Below are 23,504 nucleotides of genomic sequence, written 5' to 3' on the forward strand. Positions count from 1 at the left end.
GACTAACAATTAATTCATTAAATAAACAACCACATGGACGAACAAATTAAGCAAATAGCAGAACGCCTTCGCGGGCTTCGTGATGTACTGGAGCTGACCGCTGAAGACATTGCCCGTGAATGTGACATCTCTCCTTACGACTACCGTCTTGCCGAAACGGGAGATTTTGATATCTCCGTAAGTATGTTACAAAAGATAGCACGCAGATACGGAGTTTCATTGGACGCACTGATGTTTGGTGAAGAACCTAAAATGAGCAGCTACTTCCTGACTCGTGCCGGAAAAGGCGTCAGCATCGAACGTACCAAGGCCTACAAATATCAAGCCCTCGCTTCCGGTTTCATGAACCGTAGCGTAGATCCGTTCATTGTAACCGTTGAACCTAAACCGGACGATGAACCGATACATTACAACAGCCACGCCGGACAAGAATTCAGTCTTGTGCTCGAAGGGCGCATGATGGTCAACATCGATGGCAAAGAGCTTATACTAAACGAAGGAGACAGCCTGTACTTCAATTCAAAATTGCCGCATGGCATGAAAGCACTGGATGGAAAAACGGTACGATTCCTGGCAATTATCATGTAACAACTAAATGGAGAATGAAGGGAATCTCTCATTCTTAATTCCTATAATTATGGTAGAAAGATTTTTATCACAAACCTCTTTCACTACACAAGAGGACTTTATCAAAAACTTTAAAATAAACGTACCGGAAAACTTCAACTTCGGATACGATGTAGTAGACGCCTGGGCTGCCGAACAACCTGACAAACCTGCATTGTTATGGACTAATGATAAGGGTGAACACCGGCAATTTACGTTTGCCGACATGAAACGTTATACGGACATGACCGCCTCGTATTTCCAAAGCCTCGGCATCGGCCATGGTGACATGGTAATGTTGATATTGAAACGCCGCTTTGAATTCTGGTACAGCACCATAGCTTTACATAAACTCGGTGCCGTCGTCATTCCCGCCACTCACTTGCTGACAAAGAAAGATATCGTGTACCGCTGTAACGCTGCGGACATCAAGATGATTGTTTGTGCAGGAGAATCGGTTATCACGGATCATATTGTAGCTGCCATGCCGGATTCCCCCAGCGTGAAGAAACTCGTCAGTGTAGGTCCCCAAGTAGCCGAAGGATTCGATGATTTCCACAAAGGGATCGAAAATGCCGCACCTTTCGTGAAGCCGGAGCATCCGAATACGAACGAAGATATCTCACTGATGTACTTCACCAGTGGAACCACCGGTGAACCGAAAATGGTCGCCCATGACTTTACATATCCGTTGGGGCATATCGTTACCGGTAGTTTCTGGCATAACCTGACGGAAAACAGCCTGCATCTCACCATCGCCGATACCGGTTGGGGGAAAGCTGTATGGGGCAAACTTTATGGACAATGGATTGCCGGAGCAAATATATTTGTGTATGACCACGAGAAATTTACCCCTGCCGCCATCCTGGAGAAGATACAGGATTATCACGTAACTTCTCTCTGTGCACCTCCCACCATCTTCCGTTTCCTCATTCACGAAGATCTGACAAAGTACGATCTCTCATCACTGCAATATTGTACCATCGCCGGCGAAGCTCTGAACCCAGCCGTATTTGAGACCTTCAAGAAACTGACAGGCATCAAACTGATGGAAGGATTCGGACAGACAGAAACCACGCTGACCATTGCTACCATGCCTTGGATGGAACCGAAACCGGGAAGTATGGGATTGCCTAATCCACAATACGATGTAGACCTGATAGACAATGACGGCCGTTCCGTAGAAGCCGGTGAACAGGGACAAATCGTAATCCGTACAGACAAGGGTAAGCCACTGGGATTGTTCAAAGAGTATTACCGCGATCCGGAACGTACACACGAAGCCTGGAACAATAATATCTACTATACGGGAGACGTTGCCTGGAAAGATGAGGACGGCTATCTCTGGTTTGTAGGCCGTGCCGACGATGTGATCAAGAGTTCCGGTTACCGTATCGGCCCCTTCGAAGTGGAAAGTGCTCTGATGACACACCCAGCTGTAATAGAATGTGCCATCACAGGCGTACCTGATGAAATCCGCGGTCAGGTAGTGAAAGCTACCATCGTACTGGCTAAAGAATATAAAGGGAAAGAGGGAGAAGCACTTATCAAGGAATTGCAAAATCATGTAAAGAAAGTGACAGCCCCTTACAAATATCCGCGTGTGATTGAATTTGTAGACGAACTGCCGAAAACCATCAGTGGAAAGATCCGTCGTGTGGAAATCCGGAAGAACGATACGAAATAAGAAAAAAATATGAGGAATAAGCTACTTCTAAATCGTTTGCACCTTTTATGTTACTTTTTGATCGATTTGAGCTATTCGGTTTCCCGCAAACCACTTACATTTGCGACCGGAAAGTACAACTAAAAAGTTTAAAGCACATGATTACAAGTAGAAAGATTTCTCAGATTAACGTTTTCGCAGGTAGCCCCTGGGAAGTGGAAAGTGTGAAGCAATTGCTGAAGTCAGCTTACATCACCGCTTCAACAGAGGACAAAGGTAATGGCATTCACGTGTCTGTGCCTTGTCAGCAGTACACTGCCGCCATGCGAGTTATCAGTAACCGAAAGGCTTTATAAGACTGAAAAGAAAACGAAGTGAAAAAGGACTGCCCCTTGGAAGAAATTTCCGAAGGGGCAGTTTTTTTATTCATTAGTATACCGCTTCTCCATGATAATTCTCCCTTCACCGCCTTCCTTGTGTAAAGGAACAGAAAATCAAGTCATTCCCCGTCAACAAGAAGTTAGGAGTTTGTCAACAGGAAGTTAACTTCTTGTCGACAAACTCCTAACTTCTTGTCAACAAAAAACCAACAATTTGTAACCGTCAGGAAAACAGCGACATAGCATCTCTTTATAGAAGATTAAATTGTGTACTAATATTACAGTCGTGTCTTCGCAAAGTGAAGTTCATTAGCTTGAGCTCAAGTTGCAAATACGTAGCAAAGTGAAACAAACAGGAGAAAGCATTCCATTATTATATAGAAAAGATGTATTTACATTCTTCTTGTATCTGAAATGAATAAAATAAAGTAATATTGATCATTTCATTTTTGTACACTTCTATTCTTTAATACACTGACATATATAATATTACCCAAAAGAAGTGTACAAAAATAAAAGGGCCAAAAATGGCATTTAGACACTTAAGACCGCAACACAGATTTGTATACAGCAATTTGATATGAGCACTACGGCAAGAGGGTGTATAGACACTCTTTATCTGCCTTTCACTCTCCCACTATACATACAAAACGTCCAGTCCGGAGACAAGTCACTCCACATAATTCATTAATTAACAGCACATTACTCTAAGGTTTGAATTTGAGTAAAAAAAAAATTAAATCAGTAAAACGTATTATTTTAATACGCATAGATTTGCGACGTTAATTTTAATTTAAACATTATGAAAGATGTAAAAACATTAATGAGAGATTGGAACAAACATCAATGCTTGATGTTTTTCCTATGCTTTTTCTTTTTGTCTGCAGGATTGTCGCAAAGGGTATATGCCGTCCAGAGTATCGCAATGGGCATTGACCAGCAACTGCAAATTACCGGTGTTGTAAAAGACACCAACGGTGAACCTATGATTGGAGTGACAGTAATGGTAAAAGGAACGGGGACCGGTACCATCACAGACATTGACGGCAAGTATAGTGTATCCGTGCCTGGAAACAAGAGCGTACTGACATTCTCTTTCGTAGGATATACTACTAAAGAAGTGACCGTTGGTAATCAGAAGAGTATAAATGTCACTCTATCCGAAGACTCCAAGATGATAGACGAAGTAGTAGTCATCGGTTTCCAATCACAGAAAAAAGGGAATCTGACAGCTTCTGTAGCTTCCGTTGGAGCAGAAGCATTGGAAAACAGGCCGGTTGCCAATATCGGACAAGCCTTGCAAGGCATGGTTCCGGGCTTAAACATCAGTATCGAAGGTGGCGACCCAAACAAAGTTCCTTCATTGAATATCCGTGGTGCCACTACTTTTCGCCAGAGAGGCACATCTAATGATGACAAGAACAAGTTCGATGTGAAATCCGGCTCTCCGCTGATCCTGTTGGATGGTGTGGAAATCACTGCTGAAGACTTGAATCAGTTGAATCCGAATGACATAGACAACATGTCGTTCCTGAAAGATGCTTCCGCCGCCGCTATTTATGGAACAAGAGCCACCTTCGGCGTGATACTGGTAACTACCAAAGGAGGTAATTACAATCAGAAAGCGAAAATCGACTACTCTTACAATTTAGCTTTCGATCAGCCTTATGAATTGCCTGACATTTTGGATTCATACTATATTTATAAAGCGTTAAGGGACAAAGAAGTTTGGACTGGTACTATCGCTGAGTATTCCCAACACGACAGAGACATGTTGGATCACATGATGGCCTACATGAAAGATCCTGTGAACAACAAGCCTTATTTTATGGAGGGGGATGCCATACAATGGGTAGGCAACACGAATCCTTACAAAGAGTTAGTGAAAAGCTGGACTCCGACTCAAAAGCATAACCTCTCTATCAGTGGTGGTGGTGACAGAATCAGTTATTATATCTCTCTGGGTATGCAAGACCAAAAAGGTATGTATGAAATTAAAACCGACAGATTAAAAAGATACAATGCCATGCTCAGCATTAACGCCAAAGTTACGAAGTGGTTCAATGTAGCTGCCAAAGCCTCATACAATGTGTTCGATTATGAAGGTCCTACGCAACAAACAGATGGTATGAACCTTTGGAGTTATGCCAAATCCTACTATCCGGAGAACTTTATTTATCAACCTGTATTGACAGGACCAGACGATTTTCTACCGAATCACCCGACAGAAAATCCCGTAAGCTATTTGTATGCGGGCGGACGTAATATCAGTTCCAGACGAAAAACAATTCTTTCCATCAGTCCCGAGTTCACAATCATCCCCAAGATATTGAAAATCAAGGCGGATCTATCTGTAGCTCCCACTACTTACCAAAAAGAAAAGACTCATCCGAAACAGGCGCGTGTAAACAATTCATGGACCGCTCTCGAAACTCGCTGGGCAACCGAAAATACGGGTGAAGTCACACGTTCTACCACAGATAGATATGCTATCAACGTGTATGCGGATTATAACCAAACTTTCAAGGAAAAGCACAATGTTTCCGTGTTATTAGGCCTTAACCAAGAAGAAGAATCTTATGCCGGTTCTACTCTTTACCTGAAAAACATGCTCGATCCGTACATCCTGAATCCCGAGCTGGTGCAAGATGTTACGGCAAACACCTCTGCCAATTCTCATCATGAAATTGCTTCACGCGCATTGTTCGGCCGTATCATGTACAACTACATGAGCAGATATTTGATAGAACTGGATGCCCGTTATGACGGTAGTTCCAAGTTCCCGAAAGATTCCCGCTTCCAGTTCTTCCCCACCGTATCATTGGGATGGAGAGTATCAGAAGAGAAGTTCATGGAATGGTCGAAAGACTGGCTGGACAACTTCAAGATCAGGGCCTCATGGGGACGTTTGGGCAGTCAGCCCGATTCGGAATACCCATATCAATCCGTTTTCAGTACTTCAGAGGGATATTTCTTGTTTGATGGAACACGTTACCCTACTGGTATCAATACTCCTTCATTAATCAATCCTAATTTGACTTGGGAAAAATCGACTACCAAGAACCTTGGCTTCGACTTTACTTTCTTGCAGAGCCGATTGACATTCACCGCCGACATATTCGAGAGAAAAGTGACCGACATCCTGATACCGGGTGGAAAGGATTACCCGGCATTGATCGGTGACGATGACTTGCCCTTCGAGAATGCAGGTATCTTGAAAACCACCGGATTTGAACTCCAGGCAAAATGGTCTGACAAACTGGCTAACGGATTCCGTTATAGCGTAGGCGTAGCACTCTCAGATGATAAGGCCAAAGTGGTGAGCTACCCTTCCAACCCTACGAATAAGATTGGTGACGGTGTATTGTATAAGGGATATACCGTAGGAGATATCTGGGGATACGTAACCGGAGGTATCCTTCAGGAAGGTGACTTCGACGGTGTAGGCGCAAATGGGAAACCGCTGTATCATGGGCCCTATTTCAAAGGCGGACAGGCTTATCCGGGCTACATTTGGTATCAAGATTTGGATCACGACGGCGTCATCACTACCGGCTTGAATACCGTAGACGATCCGGGTGACAGAAAAGTGATTGGCAACAATGCACCACGCTATCGCTACAACATCACCGCCAACTTCCAGTACAAAGGATTCGATCTCGATCTGATGTTCCAAGGTGTGGGCAAACGAGACTATTGGTTGTCGTCTACTTCCAGTTATTGGGGCAATGGAGCCGGTTCATGGGAAATATACAACAACTCCTGGACTCCCGAAAGAACAGATGCCAAATTCCCGATGTATGGTTCCGGTACAGGCAGTTACGCCCAAACAGGTTATTTACTTGATGCTTCCTATATCAAATTGAAACAAGTGATTCTGGGATATACATTCCCGAGAGCTTTAATCAACAAAATCGGTTTGGAGAAATTGAGATTGAATTTAGCCGCCTATAATCTGTTTACTATTTCGGATATGCCCAAGTATTATGATGCTGACTATCGCTCCGATGCGTATCCTCCGAAACGGACATTCAGCGTAGGTATTCAAGTAGGTTTTTAACGTTTTAAATCAATAGAGATTATGAAGAAATATTCAATTATAGCTTTACTTGTGACCTTGGTGGCATCTTTGTCGTCTTGTAATGACGACTTCATGCAACGAGATCCGATAGATGACATGGCTGACGGTACATTCTTTACAAAAGAAGCCGACTTACAGCTGTACTTGGACGGAATTTACAGATATTATGTATACGGACATGGAGTGAGTGGAACCAACAATACCTCGCACGATAAAGGTTTCTTGGCAGTAAAGGCAGGCAGCCAGATTATTTTTGGAGATGCATTCAGCGACAATACTGTATATGCGGGTAATATCGATGCTAAATTAGGCGGTACTTATGACACTCCGAACACAGCATCAAAGAATTTTGATGCGCCCTGGCAGTGGGAAAAACTTCGCAAGGTGAACTACTTCCTGAATCATTATGCGGAAGTAGGGGATCCGGAAACATTGAAGAAATATGCAGCTCAGGCCTATTTCTTCAAGGCATGGGACTATTACATCAAACTGGTGGCTCTGGGTGAAGTGCCTTGGTTGGATAAGGAACTGGATACAAGTTCACCGGAACTCTACGGCTCCCGCATGCCACGCACGGAATTGGTTACCAATATCCTGAAGTGTTTTGACTTTGCCATTGAAAATTTGGAGGATAACGACAATTCCTGTGGATATATCAACAAAGATATGGCATTATTCTTAAAAGCCCGCTTCTGTTTGTTCGAAGGAACCTTCCGGAAATATCATACAGAATTGAATCTGCAATCTACAGCCAACGAATTATTGGGTATGAGTCGTGACGCTGCCTGGACGATTATCGAGAAGAACAGATACTCCCTTTTCAAACATCCTACAGCAAAAGATTCTTATTGGCAACTGTTCGTACAAAAAGGTTCTCCCGAAACTGAGGGTAACAACGAAACCATCCTGTCACGTGTATACGACGGTGTTAAACTGGGACATGACAATCCGCGTTATTGGGGAATGAACAACCACACACGCTATTGCATGGGTGCTCCCGTAACTATGCTCGAAGACTATCTGTGCGAAGATGGACGTCCCATCTATATAGGAGGTGTGGAAGGCAGCTACGAAGTAAACCCTCTGTTCAAAGGATATGACGGAATGTGGGAGGAGTTGAACAACCGTGATCCCCGCTTGACGCAAACTGTTTGCAGACCGGGTGAATATGCGTCCATCTTTGATGCGGACGATAATACATATTCTTTGGAAGAATCCGGTATCATCTATCCAATGATTACGTATGATACAGGTGGCGGTTCTCCAATGAAGAAGTACAATTCAACGGTAACCGGCTATCGATTCATCAAACACTGGATGCCCGATTACGCTGAATGGGAAGCTAACCCAAAAGGTGTGCAAACAGCCCACATGTTCCGCTATGGAGAGTTGTTGCTGATTTACGCCGAAGCCAGAGCGGAATTAGGTGAAATTACCAACGACGATTTGGAGATCACCGTCAATGCCTTAAGAGAAAGAGCCGGATTTGATTTTGCCAAATACCCCAATGCCAAGCTGACTCTAACCAACATACCTGCTGACCCACGTCTGGACGCCATCTATGCAAAGTATCTGGATTATTCCGTTACTCCGATAATTCGCGAAATCAGACGTGAACGCCGTGTGGAAACAATGATGGAAGGCATGCGCTACGAAGATTTGATGAGATGGAAAGCCGGTAAGCTGTTCACGGTCCCTGTAAGAGGAATGAAGATGACGCAGGAGAAAATAGAATTGTACAGCAAAAACCGCAACGATGAAGTATATAAGGATTATCCCTACAAAGTAACAGTTCCTATAGGAGAGGTAGGTAATAAGGTGATTGTAGACGATGACGGTTTCATCATTCCTTATCCTACATCAACCACTGTTATCAAAGGCGTGCGACCTTGGGATGACAAACGTTACTATTATCCGATCCCTTTAAACGAGATGCTTATGAATCCGCTGCTGACGCAGAATCCAGGTTGGAAAGACATTAATAGATAACCGATAAATATAGCGTAAGATCATGAAAAAAAATATATATTTCTTAGCAGGAATGCTTTCGTTCGGGGCACTGTTTACGGGATGCGACGACGATGACTTTGGTAAAGCGGTGACCATTACCGTTGAAAATGCAACAAACCTTGAAAGCGATGTTTTCGGGGTCGACGTGACGGAAGGACAGCCCGTGCAACTGAAACCGTTCATCATGCCCGAAAGTGCGAGAGAAAATGCCGTCAGCTACCACTTTGCCGGAGAGCCTTCGGGTGCCATCGACTTAAGCGCGGACGGCTTGATTACCCCTAAACTGACCACACCTGCCGAAGGAAACATTCCATTTCCGTTGGGTACGGATACCATTATTGTAAGAGTTGACGACGGTTCGGGCACATTTGTCAGATACCCGATCAGAGTAATCAGTAAGATAGTACTCGTTTCGAGTATCACGATTCAGTCTGCCGGACAGAGTGTGGAAGTGGAAAATGGCAAGACCTTCAATTTGGCGCAATATGTGACCATCAATCCAGGCAATGCTACCGACAAGAGTGTCACTTACTCTTCGGAGGATGAAACGGTGGCTACAGTAGACCAGAACGGCTTGATAACCGTAGTAGGAGAAATAGGACAAGCCACCGAAATTCACATAACCGCCAACGACAGAGGCAAACAAACGGCCACTTGCAGGGTGAAAGTCGCCGCAGAAGCTCCCATGTATGTAGGTTTCCCGTTCTCGGACAGTTGGAGCTACTCATCCAATCTGGGAACCAAGGAAGGTGACATGAAGAATCTGTTCGATGACAAGAATTCAACATTCTGGGCACCCACTATCACCACTCGCCCCATCTATGATCCGGTTTGCTATCTGGATATCAATCTGGGACAAGTCATCAAGTTCGGCCAGTTGGGCTACAGGCACCGTAACCTGAATTTTTCTCATCTGCAATGCCACACTTTCAAATTAGAGGCCAAAAAGGCGGAAAGTGACGCATGGACAGATTTGGGCGAACACGTGACAGAAGCCTTGAAGGTAGACAATTACCAGCTGTTCCAGGTGGAACCCACGGAAGCCCAATACATCAGAATAACCTTTATCAAAGGGCATCTGAAAGATGGCTATACGGACTGGAACTACTCAGAAACCGGAAACGTTTCCGTGGGAGACTTGCAGGTATTCATTTACAACAGATAATTACTTTTGTTAAAGTGTCGAGGGAAATCTTATTATGAGATTTCCCTCTTTCTTCAACGATAATAATTTCTTATAAAATATTTCCGTTTTCTTTCTTGCACATTCAAAGTTTTCTTGATAACTTGCCATTATATTTTTTCAGAATCCGCCGAATAATCTTTAATCCGATAGTTTATGTATGAAAAGCAAATACCTATTACTCTTTCTGGTCTTCATTTATCAAGCATCAGCTTCCTTTGCCACTGAAAAGTATAAGTTCAGAACCATGTCGCCCGATGGAGGATTCTACTATGATGGAATAAAGGCGATAGAGCAAGACATAGAAGGTTTTATCTGGGTAATGATGGACTACGAGCTCTACCGTTTTGATGGCTATCACTATAAAAAGTACTATCCTTATTTTGCCTCGATTGCCCCAACAAAAAGATGGATATTCAACAATATAGCATCCGACGCCTCCGGTCATCTATATGTAAATACAAACAACGGACTATACCGTTATAAGCGCATCTCGGATAGGTTTGAGAAAATATATGATGCGGTTTCTCAAGTGAAGGTCGACAAAGCCGACAATGTCTGGATCAGATCTAAAAACAAATGGAGCATATTGGATTCCAATACAGGAGAAGTCAATACGCCTTACTATGACGAGAAAATTCCAGTTTATAGTAATCCAGTTTTCTGCCTCCACAACCAGGACCTATATACATTCATTTATCGGGAAATTTACCGTTACAATTATGCGGAGAGTAGGTTTGTTCTCTGTTTCACGCTCCCCAATACGGGCAGTGGTTATATTCGCTTTGCCCAGACGCATATGGGAAAGTTATGGGTATTTATTGATAAAGATGGATTATATAAGATTGACTTGTCATCTTTCAAGATTGAAGACCATTATAAACCTCTCCCTGAATATGACGACAGCTCATTGCGAGCATTTCATGTGGACAAGAAAGGGAATATTTGGTTAGGAACCATAAACGGATTGTACATACTCAATCCGTCAAGCAGAGAACTATCACTTTATAAACATTCTGGAACAGACCCCTTCAGTCTACCGAACAATTCCATTTGGGAAATCTATGAAGACAGGCAGGACAATGTTTGGATAGGCACCTATTCGGGCACTTTATCTTATGTAAACGTAAATGAAAACCATGCGTTCAGAACTTATCACACCCAGAACAGCGGTCTGAATTATGCTCCGGTAAGCGCGTTCGCCGAGGAGCAGGACTATATCTGGATAGGTACGGAAGGTGGAGGCATTAACCGGATGGATAAAGTCAACGGAGAAATAAGTGGCTTTACACTCCCGAACAACGTTACATCCAAGAATGTAAAATCGCTGGTGATTGACGCCGGACGCAATCTATGGATTTCGACATTCAGGGGCGGGCTGGATCTTTATGATTCCAGACAGAATAAGGCAATCAATTACAAACATTCCAAAAAGGATTCCTGTTCTTTGCTGGTAGATGATATCCGAAAGACTGTTCTTGAAGGAGACTCGGGTATGTGGATATCGTATCAGTATCACAAGCCTGAAATATCCTATTTTTCTTTCCACAGCAAGTCGTTCACCCATTTCAGCCTCGATAGCATACACGATTACGCCTACTTGTTCGACATCCTGAGGCAAGGAGAGAAGACACTATGGGCTATCAGCAATGAGGCCCTCTATCAGATGGACACGCACACACGTGCCGTGGAAAAGATCATTCCCAATGATTCCACATACCTGGGACTGTTTACTTTCTGCCTGGACGATTCCGGCAATATCTGGATCGGCACCATCGGCAATGGGCTTATTAAGTTCGACACCAACACCTCGCACTTCATCTCGCTGAAAAATGTGTTGCAGCAGGACATCTACTCCATCTACAGCATTTGCTATGACAACGGGAATGTGTGGATGGGAACTGACAACGGTCTGTTTTGCTATAACATAGCCGACAACCAGCTGATGAGATTCGACAAAAGGGAAAATACGCAGGGACAAGTTTACTACCCACTGGCATCCATGAAGGGAAGAGACGGATTATTGTATTTCGGAGGAACAAATGGCTTTACCGTCATCAATCCGAAAAACATCTCGTACAACAGTTACAAGCCCAAAGCCATTATATCAGATTTCTTTATTGACCACCAAGCGGTTCATCCCAACTATACACTCAACGATACACTTAATTGTATTATCCTTGATTATGACCAGGTAAACTTCGGTTTTCAATTTTCTTCCGACAATTATCATATCCCTGAAAAAAACCGCTTCAAATACCGGCTGAAAGGATATAGTGATTCTTGGATCACTACAAATGCACAACAGCGCACAGTCATGTACTCGAAAGTACCTGCCGGTACGTATTACTTTGAAGTCTACGCTGCCAACAATGACGGTATCTGGAGTGACAAGCCCGCGGTGATAAAAGTGATAAGAAAAGTAGCCCCGTGGGTTAGTCTGCCAGCATACTTCCTTTATGTGCTGACGGTAATAGGAATCACTTACCTGATGTATCATCACTATGCCGAGAAGAAAAAACTGGAGATGCTGCTCTACCAAGAAAATATAGAAAAAGACCAAAAGGAGCAAATACATCAGGCACAGCTACGATTCTTTACCAACATATCACATGACTTCCGAACTCCACTATCTCTTATCCTTGCTGCACTGGACAAACTGAGACGTGAAGGATTGAAAGAATATTATTATCGTATATTGAACGGCAACGTGCAACGTTTACTGAATTTGGTAAACGAACTGATGGATTTTAGAACAGTAGAAAACGGTATGATGAAACTGGAATTGCAGCCACTGGACATCAACCGTTTCATAAAAGAAATCGCCAATGACTTCATCGACTATGCACGGCAACGAAATATCGACTTCCAGATACTATGCGACGAAAACATGCCCACTGACGTTTATATAGACAAAAACATAGTGGAAAAAATTGTCATGAACTTGTTAAACAATGCTTTCAAATATACGCCTGACAGGGGAAGCATTATTTTAGAAACACGCTGCAGGAAAGCTTTTACATCCTTGTATAAGAACAGCTACACCGTAGGCGAAAGCACGAACGATGTCTTTTCTATCATCGTCAGTGATACGGGAGTAGGCATATCCCGAGAGTCCATAAGCAGTGTTTTCGAACGTTTTTATAAAGTAAATACAGTAAACGCCGACTCCCACCTGGGTACGGGAATAGGCCTGGCACTTGTAAAGAGCTTGGTATTGTTACAGAAAGGAACTATCTCCATCCACAGTGAGCGGGAAAAGGGCACGGACATGATTGTATACTTACCGCTTGACAGCAGTATCTTCAACGAAACTGATTTCATGAAACAGAAGGAAACGACACAAGAAACTATCATGGAAATTACAGACAAAGAAGCCCTGCCTGTCGATATTAAAGATATGGGAAGCGAATTCATGCCCGCAAACAAGAAAAAAATATTGATTACCGAAGATAATGATGACTTGAGGGTATTAATCGCCGAATCCCTATCCGATGAATTTCAGGTGATGCAGGCAAGAGATGGTGTTGAAGCTCTGAAGTTGATAGAGGATGTAGATTTTGATTTGGTTATAAGCGATATCATGATGCCTCACAAAGACGGGGTATCTTTGTGCAATGACATCAAGAAAGACATGAATACATCACATATTCCGGTCATTTTACTGACAGCCAAAACTAGTCTTGAAAGCAAGATCGAAGGAGTGGATTCGGGTGCCGACCTTTATTTCGAAAAGCCTATCGATTTGACCTATCTAAAATTGTCCATCCAAAACATATTCAGAAACCAGCAGCAGTTGAAGGAACATTATGCCAAGAATTATTATGCGGACAGCAGCGAGCTCTCTTCCAACGAGCAGGATGGTAAATTTCTAAAACACCTGATCACTTTTATCGAGGCTAATATGGACCAGTCTCAAATGGATGTCAATCAGATTGCCGAGGAATTGTTGATAAGCAGAAGCAAACTTTACACAAAGGTTAAGAGCCTGACCGGAAAGTCTGTTGTAGAATTTGTATTGAATTGTCGGTTACGCAAAGCTGCCAGATTGATTATTGAGGAAAATCTGACCATGAGGGAAGTGATGATGCAAATAGGTATAGAAAGTCAAGCCTATTTTACCAATTCATTTAAGAAAGTATTTGGTGAAACACCTACATCCTTCGCCGCAAAGCACAAAAAGTTGTCCAAAGGCGATTTAGATAAAACAAATGGCAAATAGAGTAAAACAAGGAAAGAGGAATTGCCTTCCTTTGCAAAAACTTATAAATTTAAGAACATGAAAAAGATTTTGCAGGTAACCATTTTGTTTTCCTTATTGACTGTCGGTTCGTTTGCTCAAAAGCAACAACAAATATTACCGGCCGATCAGGAAATTCCTTTAAAATACGGTGCCGATCGTTTAGGTAAACGTTCAGATGCAGCCATGAAAAAATTCCGTGACAACAGATTGGGAGCTTTCATACATTGGGGGCTTTACGCCATTCCCGGAGGAGAATGGAACGGAAAAATGTACAATGGAGCAGCCGAGTGGTTGAAGTCGTGGGCCAAAGTTCCTGCAGATGAGTGGTTGAGGCTGATGGACCAATGGAATCCAGAAAAGTTCAATGCCAAAGTTTGGGCAAAGATGGCTCGAAAGATGGGAGTGAAATACGTGAAAATCACAACCAAGCATCATGAAGGTTTCTGTCTGTGGCCAAGTAAGTACAGTAATTATACAGTGGCTCAAACCCCTTATAAGAAAGATATTTTAGGCGAATTGGTAAAGGCCTACAATGATGAAGGTATTGACGTTCATTTCTACTTCTCGGTGATGGACTGGAGTCATCCAGACTACCGATATGACATCAAATCGAAAGATGATGAAGTTGCTTTTGCGCGTTTCCTTGAATTTACGGACAACCAGTTGAAAGAGCTTGCTACCCGTTATCCTACCGTAAAAGACTTCTGGTTTGACGGCACATGGGATGCCAGCATCAAGAAAAATGGCTGGTGGACAGCTCATGCCGAACAAATGTTGAAAGACCTGTTACCGGGCGTAACTATCAACAGTCGACTACGTGCCGATGATTACGGCAAGCGACACTTCGACAGTAACGGACACTTGATGGGAGATTATGAGTCAGGGTATGAGCGCCGCCTACCCGATCCAGTGAAAGACTTGAAAGTAACCCGCTGGGATTGGGAAGCATGTATGACCTTGCCCGAAAATCAATGGGGATATCACAAAGATTGGTCGTTGAGCTATGTGAAAACTCCCTTGGAAGTACTGGAACGCATAGTGCATGCCGTTTCAATGGGAGGAAACATGGTTGTGAACTTCGGACCGCAAGCCGACGGTGACTTCCGCCGGGAAGAAAAGGAAATGGCTAATGCCATTGGCAAATGGATGCAACAATATGGCGAGTGCATCTACGGATGTGATTACGCCGGTTGGGACAAACAACCCTGGGGATACTATACCCACAAGGGAAAAGAGGTATATATGATTGTCTTCAATCCTCCTTATTCCAAACACTTGGTGGTTAAAACCCCAAAGGGTACAAAAATTCTGAAAGCAACTGTGACAAACGGGAAAGAGGTGGCAGTGACAGAAACCGCCCGCAATGAATACAATGTGGATATGCCCGCAAAAGCCCCCGAAGGTCCCTTTGTCATCAAACTACAGATAGAGGAAAACGTAAGTTCCGCTGATAAATACCGTGATGCTTTGACTTGATTCTTATTTAATCTGATTATGTTATGAAAAGGCTTTCTCTTTTTATTTATTTCTTCCTGATAACGGTCCTGCAAGCTGCCGCACAGCAAAGCTTTGACAAGACTGCCGTAAAATCTGTCATGAAACGCGTGGCTGACTGGCAGATTGCCAATCCCAACAAAGGAGCAGAGCACGATGATTTAGACTGGACGCATGCAGCCCTGTACATGGGTATGTTGGACTGGGCAGAGCTAACAGAAAAAGAAGACAGCGACGATTCTTATTATCAGTGGTTGCTCCGTATCGGACAACGTAATCACTTCCAGATAGGTAAATGGATGTATCATGCTGATTTTATTGCCGTCGGACAGCCCTTTATCGACCTTTACTTGAAATATGGCAACAAAAAGATGATCGCTCCCGTCATGGCACGAGCCAACTGGGTAGTAGAAAATCCGGCTGAAACTACTTTGGAACTGGATTACGGCAAACTCGAAACTCTGGACCGATGGTCCTGGTGCGACGCATTGTTTATGGCTCCCCCCGTATATGCCAAACTATATGCGTTGACCAAGGACAAAAGGTATCTGGATTTCCTGAACAAGGAATACAAGGCCACTTATAATTATTTGTATGATAAAGAAGAGCATTTATTCTACCGTGACCATCGATATTTTGCCAAACGCGAAGCTAATGGTAAGAAAGTGTTTTGGGGACGTGGCAACGGTTGGGTGTTGGGAGGACTGGTCGAAATCCTTCAAGCTCTTCCTAAAGATGAATCCTCACGCACGTTTTATCAGGACTTATTTGTGGCATTGGCCACCCGTGTAGCCAGCCTGCAGAGTGCTGATGGATATTGGCATGCCAGCCTGCTCGATCCAGCGTCTTACCCATCGCCCGAAACAAGTGCAACCGGTTTTATCGTTTATGCACTTGCCTATGGCGTAAACGAAGGGGTGCTGGACAAAGCCACTTTTATGCCAACCATCGAAAAGGGATGGAAAGCCTTATTAGATGCGGTCGAACCAGATGGTAAGTTAGGCTACGTACAACCCATCGGAGCTGATCCGCGTAAAGTGACGCGGGACATGACCGAAGTATATGGGACAGGGGCATTCCTGCTGTCCGGGTGTCAGATTTATAAGATGAAGTAAAATAAGTTAGATCTATCATGAAGAATTATACATTGTTTTTGTGGATTGCTTTGCTAATGTTAGGTATATCCGGTACGATAGGTGCACGTGAGGTAGCATCCTTCAACGACGGTTGGGAATTCAAGAAAGGTCCGTTTTCCAAAGAAGCATTGCAGGCTGTACAGAAATGGAATTCAGACTGGCAGGAGGTATCCATCCCACATACTTGGAATGCGGACGACATGCAAAAGCAAGCCTCCGCTTTCTATGAAGGTGTAGGCTACTACCGCAAAAAGTTCACTTTCCCCGAAAATATGGAAGGCAAGCGCATCTTTCTACGCTTCGAGGGTGTAGGTTCTTATGCCGAAGTATATATCAATGGCTATCTGGCAGGAACACACAAAGGAGCTTACTCTGCTTTTGCATGCGAGATCAGCTCGCAAGTGAAGTTCGGCAAGGAAAACGAAATTATAGTAAAGGCAGACAACTCCTCACGTCCCGATGTTATCCCCACGAACCACATTTTGTTCGGTGTTTATGGAGGTATTTACCGCCCCGTATGGCTGGTTGTTACGGAAACTTGCAGCATCATTGCAAACGACTGTGCCTCTCCGGGAGTGTATATTACCCAGAAAAATGTTTCAAAGAAGTCAGCCGAAGTGACTGTAAAAGTAAAGGTGGACAATGCAACCTTAGCTCCCGTCCCACTGGAACTAGAGAATGCAATATACGACAGGAACGGCAAATTGGTAAAGAAACATAGTCAGAATTTCGAACTTACTCCACAAGGAGTGCAGAACTATTCCTCACACTTCCGACTGAACAATCCCCATTTATGGCAAGGACGTGAAGACCCATATCTGTATAAAGTCGTTTCACGTCTCATGCAGAATGGACGCGTGATAGACGAAGTTATTCAGCCCCTGGGGATTCGCAAGTATGAAATCGTGGCAGGCAAAGGATTCTTCCTCAATGGAAAGAAGTACCCCATGCTGGGGGTAACCCGCCATCAAGACTGGTGGGGACTGGGTAGCGCCCTCACCAATAAAGAGCACGACTTCGACTTGGCACAAATTATGGATATCGGTGCAACCACCGTCCGCTTTGCACATTACCAACAGTCTGACTACATCTATTCACGCTGCGACACGCTGGGATTGGTAATCTGGGCAGAGATCCCCTTCGTGAACCGAGTCAGCGGCCAAGAGTGGGACAATGCCCACCAACAGATGCGCGAACTTATCCGTCAAAGCTTTAATCATCCCTCCATCTATGTATGGGGAATCCATAATGAAGTGTATCATCCGCATGGTTATACCGCCGCACTTACCCAATCCATTCACGACCTCTGCAAACTGGAGGATCCAGACCGCTACACGGTTGCGGTAAATGGTTACGGTCATGCCGATCACCCCGTCAACCAAAATGCGGATATACAGGGCATGAACCGTTACTTCGGTTGGTACGAACGGAAGATACAAGACATCAAGCCATGGATAGAGAAAATGGAAAAAGAATATCCTTGGCAACGCCTGATGCTGACAGAATATGGTGCAGACGCCAATATAGAACATCAGACGGAAATATTGGGCGATGCACTGAATTGGACAAGCCCTTTCTATCCGGAAACATTTCAAACTAAAACCCACGAATACCAATGGAGCATCATTGCCCAACATCCTTACATCATCGCTTCTTACCTGTGGAATATGTTCGACTTTGCAGTGCCAACATCAAAAAGAGGCAGTGTAGACGCCCGCAACATGAAAGGCATGATGACTTTCGATCGTAGAATCAAGAAAGATTCTTATTTCTGGTATAAGGCGAACTGGAGCAAGGAACCGGTTCTTTACCTGACACAGCGCCGGAATGCAGTGCGCGAGAAAAAAGAAACTTCCATTACAGTGTATTCCAATATCGGTACCCCCAAGGTGTATCTGAACGGGAAAGAATTGACCGGAGTGCGGAAAGGTTATACTGATGTACATTATATATTCGACAAGGTAGTGCTGGACGATGGCAAGAATGTTCTGAAAGCATCCCTTCTCCATCAAGGAAAAGAATATACAGACGAAATAGAATGGAATTATAACGGAGAGTGCAACCGGGAAGCTGATTTCCTGGAGCATAAGAAAGAGCATGGTAGTTGGTAATTCCATAAAGAAAGAAATTATTATTATTACTGATAACATTAAATTAGGATTGAAGTATGAAGACTTTTAAGACCTTGCTGTTGGGACTTTGCATCGTGATGTGTGCATGCTCGACACAAACTCCCCGGCAAACCAATGAGTACGGCACTAATTGGCAGTGGGAAAACGGGACCATCGTAATAGAAACTCCCGAGCGTCCCGCCGGCCAAAAAAGCGTGTTGGGACTGACTGTCCCGAAGATGGAAGTAGTACGCGTAGGATTCGTAGGACTGGGCATGCGCGGTCCCGGTGCGGTGGAACGTTTCACGCATATACCGGGTACACAAGTCGTGGCACTTTGTGATTATGAGCAGTCGCGCGCAGAGAGATGTCAGAAATACCTAAAGAAAGCATCCATGCCCAAAGCTGCCATCTATTCGGGAGAGAAAGGGTACGAAGAACTTTGTAAACGAGACGATATAGACTTGGTTTATATCGCTGCCGATTGGCTACATCACTTTCCCGTAGCCAAATACGCTTTGGAAAATGGCAAACATGTAGCGATCGAAGTACCTTCAGCAATGAATCTCCAGCAATGTTGGGACTTGATTAATATGAGCGAAAAGTATCGTAAGCACTGCATGATTCTAGAAAACTGCTGTTATGACTGGTTTGAAATGAACACGCTGAACATGGCACAGCAAGGGGTATTCGGTGAAGTAATTCGCGCACAAGGTGCCTACATTCACAACCTAAGCCCATTTTGGAATCATTATTGGAAGAACGGTGAGAATGACAAGCTGGGTTGGCGCTTGGACTACAACATGAGACATCGCGGGGATGTATATGCCACTCACGGTCTGGGTCCAGTAGCACAAGCGCTCGACATTCACCGTGGAGATCGCATGAAGACACTAGTGGCTATGGATACCAAGTCAGCCATAGGTAAAGCACTGGTAGAAGAAAGAGCTGATTCCACTTGTAATAACTTCCGCAATGGCGACCATACTACCACTCTGATTCGTACCGAAAACGGTAAAGTTATAGAAATCCAACATAATGTAATGACTCCGCAACCTTACAATCGCTTGTATCAACTTACGGGTACTAAAGGCTTTGCCAATAAATATCCGATCAGCGGTTATGCTCTTGATGCTAAACAGTTGACAGCTTCCGGAGTACAGCCCAAGATTGATGATTTAAATTCACATAGTTTCTTGCCTAAGAGTGAGATGGAGACTCTTGTAGCCAAGTACCAGCATCCGATATTGAAGAAATATGGTGAAATGGCTAAGGAAGTAGGGGGACATGGTGGCATGGATTTCATTATGGACTGCCGTCTAGTTTATTGCTTACAAAATGGTTTGCCATTGGATATGGATGTATACGATCTAGCAGAGTGGTGTTGTCTTGCCGAACTCGGAACACTCTCTATGGATAACAACTGTGCCGCCGTAGCATTTCCTGACTTTACCCGTGGAGAGTGGAATGTTGTAAAAGGTTACAAACACGCTTATGCAAGTCCTGAAGAAGAAAAAGCCGTAGCCGAGAAAGCAGCAGCTTTCACAGCCAAACTGAAGGAACAAGGAAAAAAAGAATGGGGGGAAACTGAGAATCAAGAAGCAAAATAGCAATATAGCTGAGAAAACGAAGTGAAAAGATATCGCCCCTTCTATTTCCGAAGGGGCGTTTTTTTATTCATCTTAATATACCGCTTCACCTCCTTCGGGCTTCTCACGATATTTTATATCAAAACGTCCTTCCTTGATACTTCCACCACTGAATGTACCACTAATAATGGTTCCATCCATACGGGTAATATAAGCTTCGCCATCGCCTAAATCTCCTTCATCAAGAACGGCATCTGTATAAGTACAAGTAGTACCCTGACGAGGATTCACAAGTACCAAATGCAAACTACTGAAGACACCGACTGCGGCATCAATCTCAACATAATGATTCTCTTCATCGTCAGAAAAACGAACAGTGGGTGTCCCATACCGTCCACTGGCATATACCCAGCCATCAATCAGACAGCCTAACGTATTTGCACCCGTAGTCGTAGCCTCCGGCATCAGTGTCGGATCAACAGTTTTGTCTTCATCACAAGCACAACAACAAACCAACAGGAATAGAAATAACAGTTTTTTCATAACGCCTAAAAATGATAGTTTAAACCGAAAAGTAAGGATAACTGTCCGAAATAACCGCTACCGGCTCTCGGACTCTCCACATCCCACTCCACATTATGATACTTCACCGAATAAGACTCGGAACTGGATGCCAGCCAGTTCACCCTGGCAGAAGCTCCCCAATGACTTGACAGAAAATACTCACCCAAGAGAGACAAGTTACCTGCAAACTTACTCATGGTAACTTTTCGAGGTTTATCATATACTGTACTCTTATCACGATAAAGTTGATATCCGATTCCACCGGAGAATTGAAGTTGATAATGCTTTTGCACCATAGTCAAGGCTACCTGAGGAGCCATATAATGCATATATATCTTATCTGCCCCAGTATCATGTGTGTTCTTATACGCACTTCCCTGATACAGAAATCCCAGCCCGAACTTCAGTTCCCTACCCGTAATCTGTCCAAGGTAGTTGACATCCCAGGCTACACCTTTTCGTAAGTCACTGCGATAGGTATCTGCCCTATCAGTAATTCCTACAAAGCGCCCCAGGTACCATGACGGTCCGGCATGAACGGAAAATGATGATCTTTTATCACCTGCACTTTGAGCGTATAAAGAGGCGCTTAATAACACCCCGACAAAGAAAGAAAGCAAGTATCTCATAATGATTTGTATAGCGTCTTTTCCTTATAAATACTCAAAAATCGAAAGTACTGCATTCGGATAATAACTATTTTTAATCAAAGTTATAAATCCGCATCTTCTTCAGCTACCTTTCCCGCTCTATATCCTGTGTACGAAAGAATGCCTCCGAATACCGGGCTCCCCAAAGTTCATAGCGTTCAAATTGCATTTCTACTTTACGGGTAAAGTTTATCCAGTCTTTCTTCTCTAACGGCGACCATACATTCTCAGCCAGTGCCGACATCCGCGGGAAGATGGCAAACTCAGCCTTCCAGGTTGTAGGAATATATTCCGTCCAAAGGCACCCTTGTGCACCCCATACAAGTTCTTGTTGCTCCGTAGTCAACGAATCGGGCACAATCTGAAATTCATAGACCTTCTCCAATGACAACGGGCCACGAGGACCTATTTCCGACTGGATACGACTTTCCTTCAGATTGAAATACGACCAGGCAGAACAGGTAAATATAGTACGATGATTGGTCCGCACTGCCTTTTTTCCAAATTCAGGCCGACGCCAGTTCATTACAATACAATCTTCAGAAATACCTCCTTCAAGGATCTCATCCCAACCAATCAACGTTTTACCTTTCGCGTTTACCACCTTCTGCACATAATGGATGAAATAGCTTTGCAATGCCTTTTCGTCTTTCAACTCATGTTCACGCATAAACTGTTGCGTCTCTTCGGATTCCTGCCACCAGCGCTTGGCACACTCGTCGCCACCCACATGAATATATTGACCGGGAAAGAGATCGCATAATTCAGAAAACACATCTTTCAGGAAGTCAAAGACTTCAGGTTTTGGTGCCAGTACATTATTGAATTTATTGAAGATCCCCCACGTCAATGCTGCCTTTTTAGGTTCATTCGGCGTAGTACTGAACTGTGGGTAAGTGGCAAGTACTGCCATACAATGCCCGGGAATATCTATCTCAGGAATCACTGTGATATGACGTTCAGCAGCATAACGTACAATTTCGTGTACATCTTCATGGGTATAATAACCGCCGTAGGGTAACGGTTGATACTTTCCAGGATAAAGTCCGAAAATCTCTCCCTCGCGGATAGAACCTTTCTCCGTCAGTTCCGGGCGGCATTTCATCTCAACACGCCAAGCCTGATCATCTGTCAGATGCCAATGAAAATGGTTGAGTTTATGAAGCGCAAGGTAATCAATATACTTTTTGATGAAATCTACGGGAAAGAAATGACGTACCACATCCAAATGCATACCACGATAAGGGAAACGCGGATAATCGATAATTTTCAGAGTCGGAAGGATAGGCAACACACCCGCACGGGTGGGCAATAATTGTATAAGCGTCTGAACACCATAGAAGACACCCGCCTCATCATTTCCTTCAATACGTACACCACCTACAGGGGTAATCTCCAACTGATAACCTCCTGGAATTTCTCCATTCTTTTGATTTTTCAGAATGATACAAGGTTGGTCACCCGGCTTCGAAAGTATTGTTTCTACAGCAGACGAAAGTTTCTTTCGGGATTTACCAGATTTTGGGAGCTCCACTTGCAAGGGGATACCGAGATAGCGCTCCATATAATCAGCCAGATAGGCAGCCGAAGGTGCCAACGTTGGTTCTGACATACGAATGACCGTATTACGTTGAATCAAAGACTCTCCCTGTCCGATTACAGTTATCTCCACCGGTTCGGGAATAATGCTAAAAGTTTTCTCCTGTGCCTGCCCGGCAAGCGCAGTTGCAGCGAAGGTTGCAGCCATAATTTTCTTTAAGTACATAGATGATGATGTATATTATATTGCAA

14 protein-coding genes are annotated in these 23,504 nt (G+C 43.9%); 11 read left to right on the forward strand and 3 right to left on the reverse strand.

Translation table 11 applies throughout. The features are described 5' to 3' along the window. Positions 1–33: 33 nt before the first annotated feature. The 11 genes from BACCELL_RS05355 to BACCELL_RS05405 all read left to right on the forward strand — a co-directional run bounded on the left by BACCELL_RS05355 (position 34) and on the right by BACCELL_RS05405 (position 20,520). Complete coding sequence (locus BACCELL_RS05355) at positions 34–588, forward strand: helix-turn-helix domain-containing protein (RefSeq protein WP_007210581.1); 555 nt, start codon at positions 34–36, stop codon at positions 586–588. 49 nt (positions 589–637) lie between these two features. Further along, complete coding sequence (locus BACCELL_RS05360) at positions 638–2,293, forward strand: AMP-binding protein (protein ID WP_007217093.1); 1,656 nt, start codon at positions 638–640, stop codon at positions 2,291–2,293. A 137-nt stretch (positions 2,294–2,430) separates the two neighbouring features. Then, positions 2,431–2,628 (forward strand): DUF2007-related protein, encoded by a 198-nt coding sequence (locus BACCELL_RS05365; RefSeq protein WP_025725744.1) that lies wholly within the window; start codon positions 2,431–2,433, stop codon positions 2,626–2,628. An 826-nt stretch (positions 2,629–3,454) separates the two neighbouring features. Then, positions 3,455–6,712, forward strand: coding sequence for a SusC/RagA family TonB-linked outer membrane protein (locus BACCELL_RS05370; protein ID WP_007210584.1), 3,258 nt, complete (start codon positions 3,455–3,457; stop codon positions 6,710–6,712). Positions 6,713–6,733: 21 nt separating this feature from the next. Beyond that, positions 6,734–8,722 carry a RagB/SusD family nutrient uptake outer membrane protein gene (locus BACCELL_RS05375; RefSeq protein WP_044153391.1) on the forward strand — a complete coding sequence of 663 codons (1,989 nt, stop codon included), beginning with the start codon at positions 6,734–6,736 and terminating at the stop codon, positions 8,720–8,722. A 22-nt stretch (positions 8,723–8,744) separates the two neighbouring features. After that, entirely contained in the window at positions 8,745–9,908 is a 1,164-nt protein-coding gene (locus tag BACCELL_RS05380; RefSeq protein WP_007210586.1) for an Ig-like domain-containing protein, read from the forward strand. Between the two features lie 178 nt (positions 9,909–10,086). Continuing rightward, positions 10,087–14,148 carry a hybrid sensor histidine kinase/response regulator transcription factor gene (locus tag BACCELL_RS05385; protein ID WP_007210588.1) on the forward strand — a complete coding sequence of 1,354 codons (4,062 nt, stop codon included), beginning with the start codon at positions 10,087–10,089 and terminating at the stop codon, positions 14,146–14,148. 57 nt (positions 14,149–14,205) lie between these two features. Further along, entirely contained in the window at positions 14,206–15,645 is a 1,440-nt protein-coding gene (locus tag BACCELL_RS05390; RefSeq protein WP_007210589.1) for an alpha-L-fucosidase, read from the forward strand. Between the two features lie 23 nt (positions 15,646–15,668). Beyond that, positions 15,669–16,778 (forward strand): glycoside hydrolase family 88/105 protein, encoded by a 1,110-nt coding sequence (locus BACCELL_RS05395; protein WP_007210590.1) that lies wholly within the window; start codon positions 15,669–15,671, stop codon positions 16,776–16,778. A 56-nt stretch (positions 16,779–16,834) separates the two neighbouring features. Further along, the gene (locus tag BACCELL_RS05400; protein WP_373151041.1) at positions 16,835–18,910 is read left to right on the forward strand and encodes a glycoside hydrolase family 2 protein; all 2,076 of its coding nucleotides are present in this window, start codon (positions 16,835–16,837) and stop codon (positions 18,908–18,910) included. Between the two features lie 56 nt (positions 18,911–18,966). Then, entirely contained in the window at positions 18,967–20,520 is a 1,554-nt protein-coding gene (locus BACCELL_RS05405) for a Gfo/Idh/MocA family protein (RefSeq protein ID WP_007210592.1), read from the forward strand. Between the two features lie 72 nt (positions 20,521–20,592). Here the strand turns inward: BACCELL_RS05405 and BACCELL_RS05410 are convergent, their stop codons facing one another. The 3 genes from BACCELL_RS05410 to BACCELL_RS05420 form a co-directional block, all read right to left on the reverse strand. Continuing rightward, positions 20,593–21,042, reverse strand: a complete 450-nt coding sequence (locus BACCELL_RS05410) for a Riean_0653 family protein (RefSeq protein WP_007210593.1) — start codon at positions 21,040–21,042, stop codon at positions 20,593–20,595. 5 nt (positions 21,043–21,047) lie between these two features. Then, positions 21,048–21,692, reverse strand: a complete 645-nt coding sequence (locus BACCELL_RS05415) for a hypothetical protein (RefSeq protein ID WP_007210594.1) — start codon at positions 21,690–21,692, stop codon at positions 21,048–21,050. 106 nt (positions 21,693–21,798) lie between these two features. Beyond that, positions 21,799–23,460, reverse strand: a complete 1,662-nt coding sequence (locus tag BACCELL_RS05420; RefSeq protein WP_248604785.1) for a beta-N-acetylhexosaminidase — start codon at positions 23,458–23,460, stop codon at positions 21,799–21,801. Positions 23,461–23,504: the final 44 nt, after the last annotated feature.

The organism is Bacteroides cellulosilyticus DSM 14838, from assembly GCF_000158035.1.
Lineage (GTDB): Bacteria > Bacteroidota > Bacteroidia > Bacteroidales > Bacteroidaceae > Bacteroides > Bacteroides cellulosilyticus.

Coding starts and splice junctions, on each gene's coding strand:
- BACCELL_RS05355 (WP_007210581.1), top strand. CDS start 34: ATGGACGAACAAATTAAGCAAATAGCAGAACGCCTTCGCGGGCTTCGT.
- BACCELL_RS05360 (WP_007217093.1), top strand. CDS start 638: ATGGTAGAAAGATTTTTATCACAAACCTCTTTCACTACACAAGAGGAC.
- BACCELL_RS05365 (WP_025725744.1), top strand. CDS start 2,431: ATGATTACAAGTAGAAAGATTTCTCAGATTAACGTTTTCGCAGGTAGC.
- BACCELL_RS05370 (WP_007210584.1), top strand. CDS start 3,455: ATGAAAGATGTAAAAACATTAATGAGAGATTGGAACAAACATCAATGC.
- BACCELL_RS05375 (WP_044153391.1), top strand. CDS start 6,734: ATGAAGAAATATTCAATTATAGCTTTACTTGTGACCTTGGTGGCATCT.
- BACCELL_RS05380 (WP_007210586.1), top strand. CDS start 8,745: ATGAAAAAAAATATATATTTCTTAGCAGGAATGCTTTCGTTCGGGGCA.
- BACCELL_RS05385 (WP_007210588.1), top strand. CDS start 10,087: ATGAAAAGCAAATACCTATTACTCTTTCTGGTCTTCATTTATCAAGCA.
- BACCELL_RS05390 (WP_007210589.1), top strand. CDS start 14,206: ATGAAAAAGATTTTGCAGGTAACCATTTTGTTTTCCTTATTGACTGTC.
- BACCELL_RS05395 (WP_007210590.1), top strand. CDS start 15,669: ATGAAAAGGCTTTCTCTTTTTATTTATTTCTTCCTGATAACGGTCCTG.
- BACCELL_RS05400 (WP_373151041.1), top strand. CDS start 16,835: ATGTTAGGTATATCCGGTACGATAGGTGCACGTGAGGTAGCATCCTTC.
- BACCELL_RS05405 (WP_007210592.1), top strand. CDS start 18,967: ATGAAGACTTTTAAGACCTTGCTGTTGGGACTTTGCATCGTGATGTGT.
- BACCELL_RS05410 (WP_007210593.1), bottom strand. CDS start 21,042: ATGAAAAAACTGTTATTTCTATTCCTGTTGGTTTGTTGTTGTGCTTGT.
- BACCELL_RS05415 (WP_007210594.1), bottom strand. CDS start 21,692: ATGAGATACTTGCTTTCTTTCTTTGTCGGGGTGTTATTAAGCGCCTCT.
- BACCELL_RS05420 (WP_248604785.1), bottom strand. CDS start 23,460: ATGGCTGCAACCTTCGCTGCAACTGCGCTTGCCGGGCAGGCACAGGAG.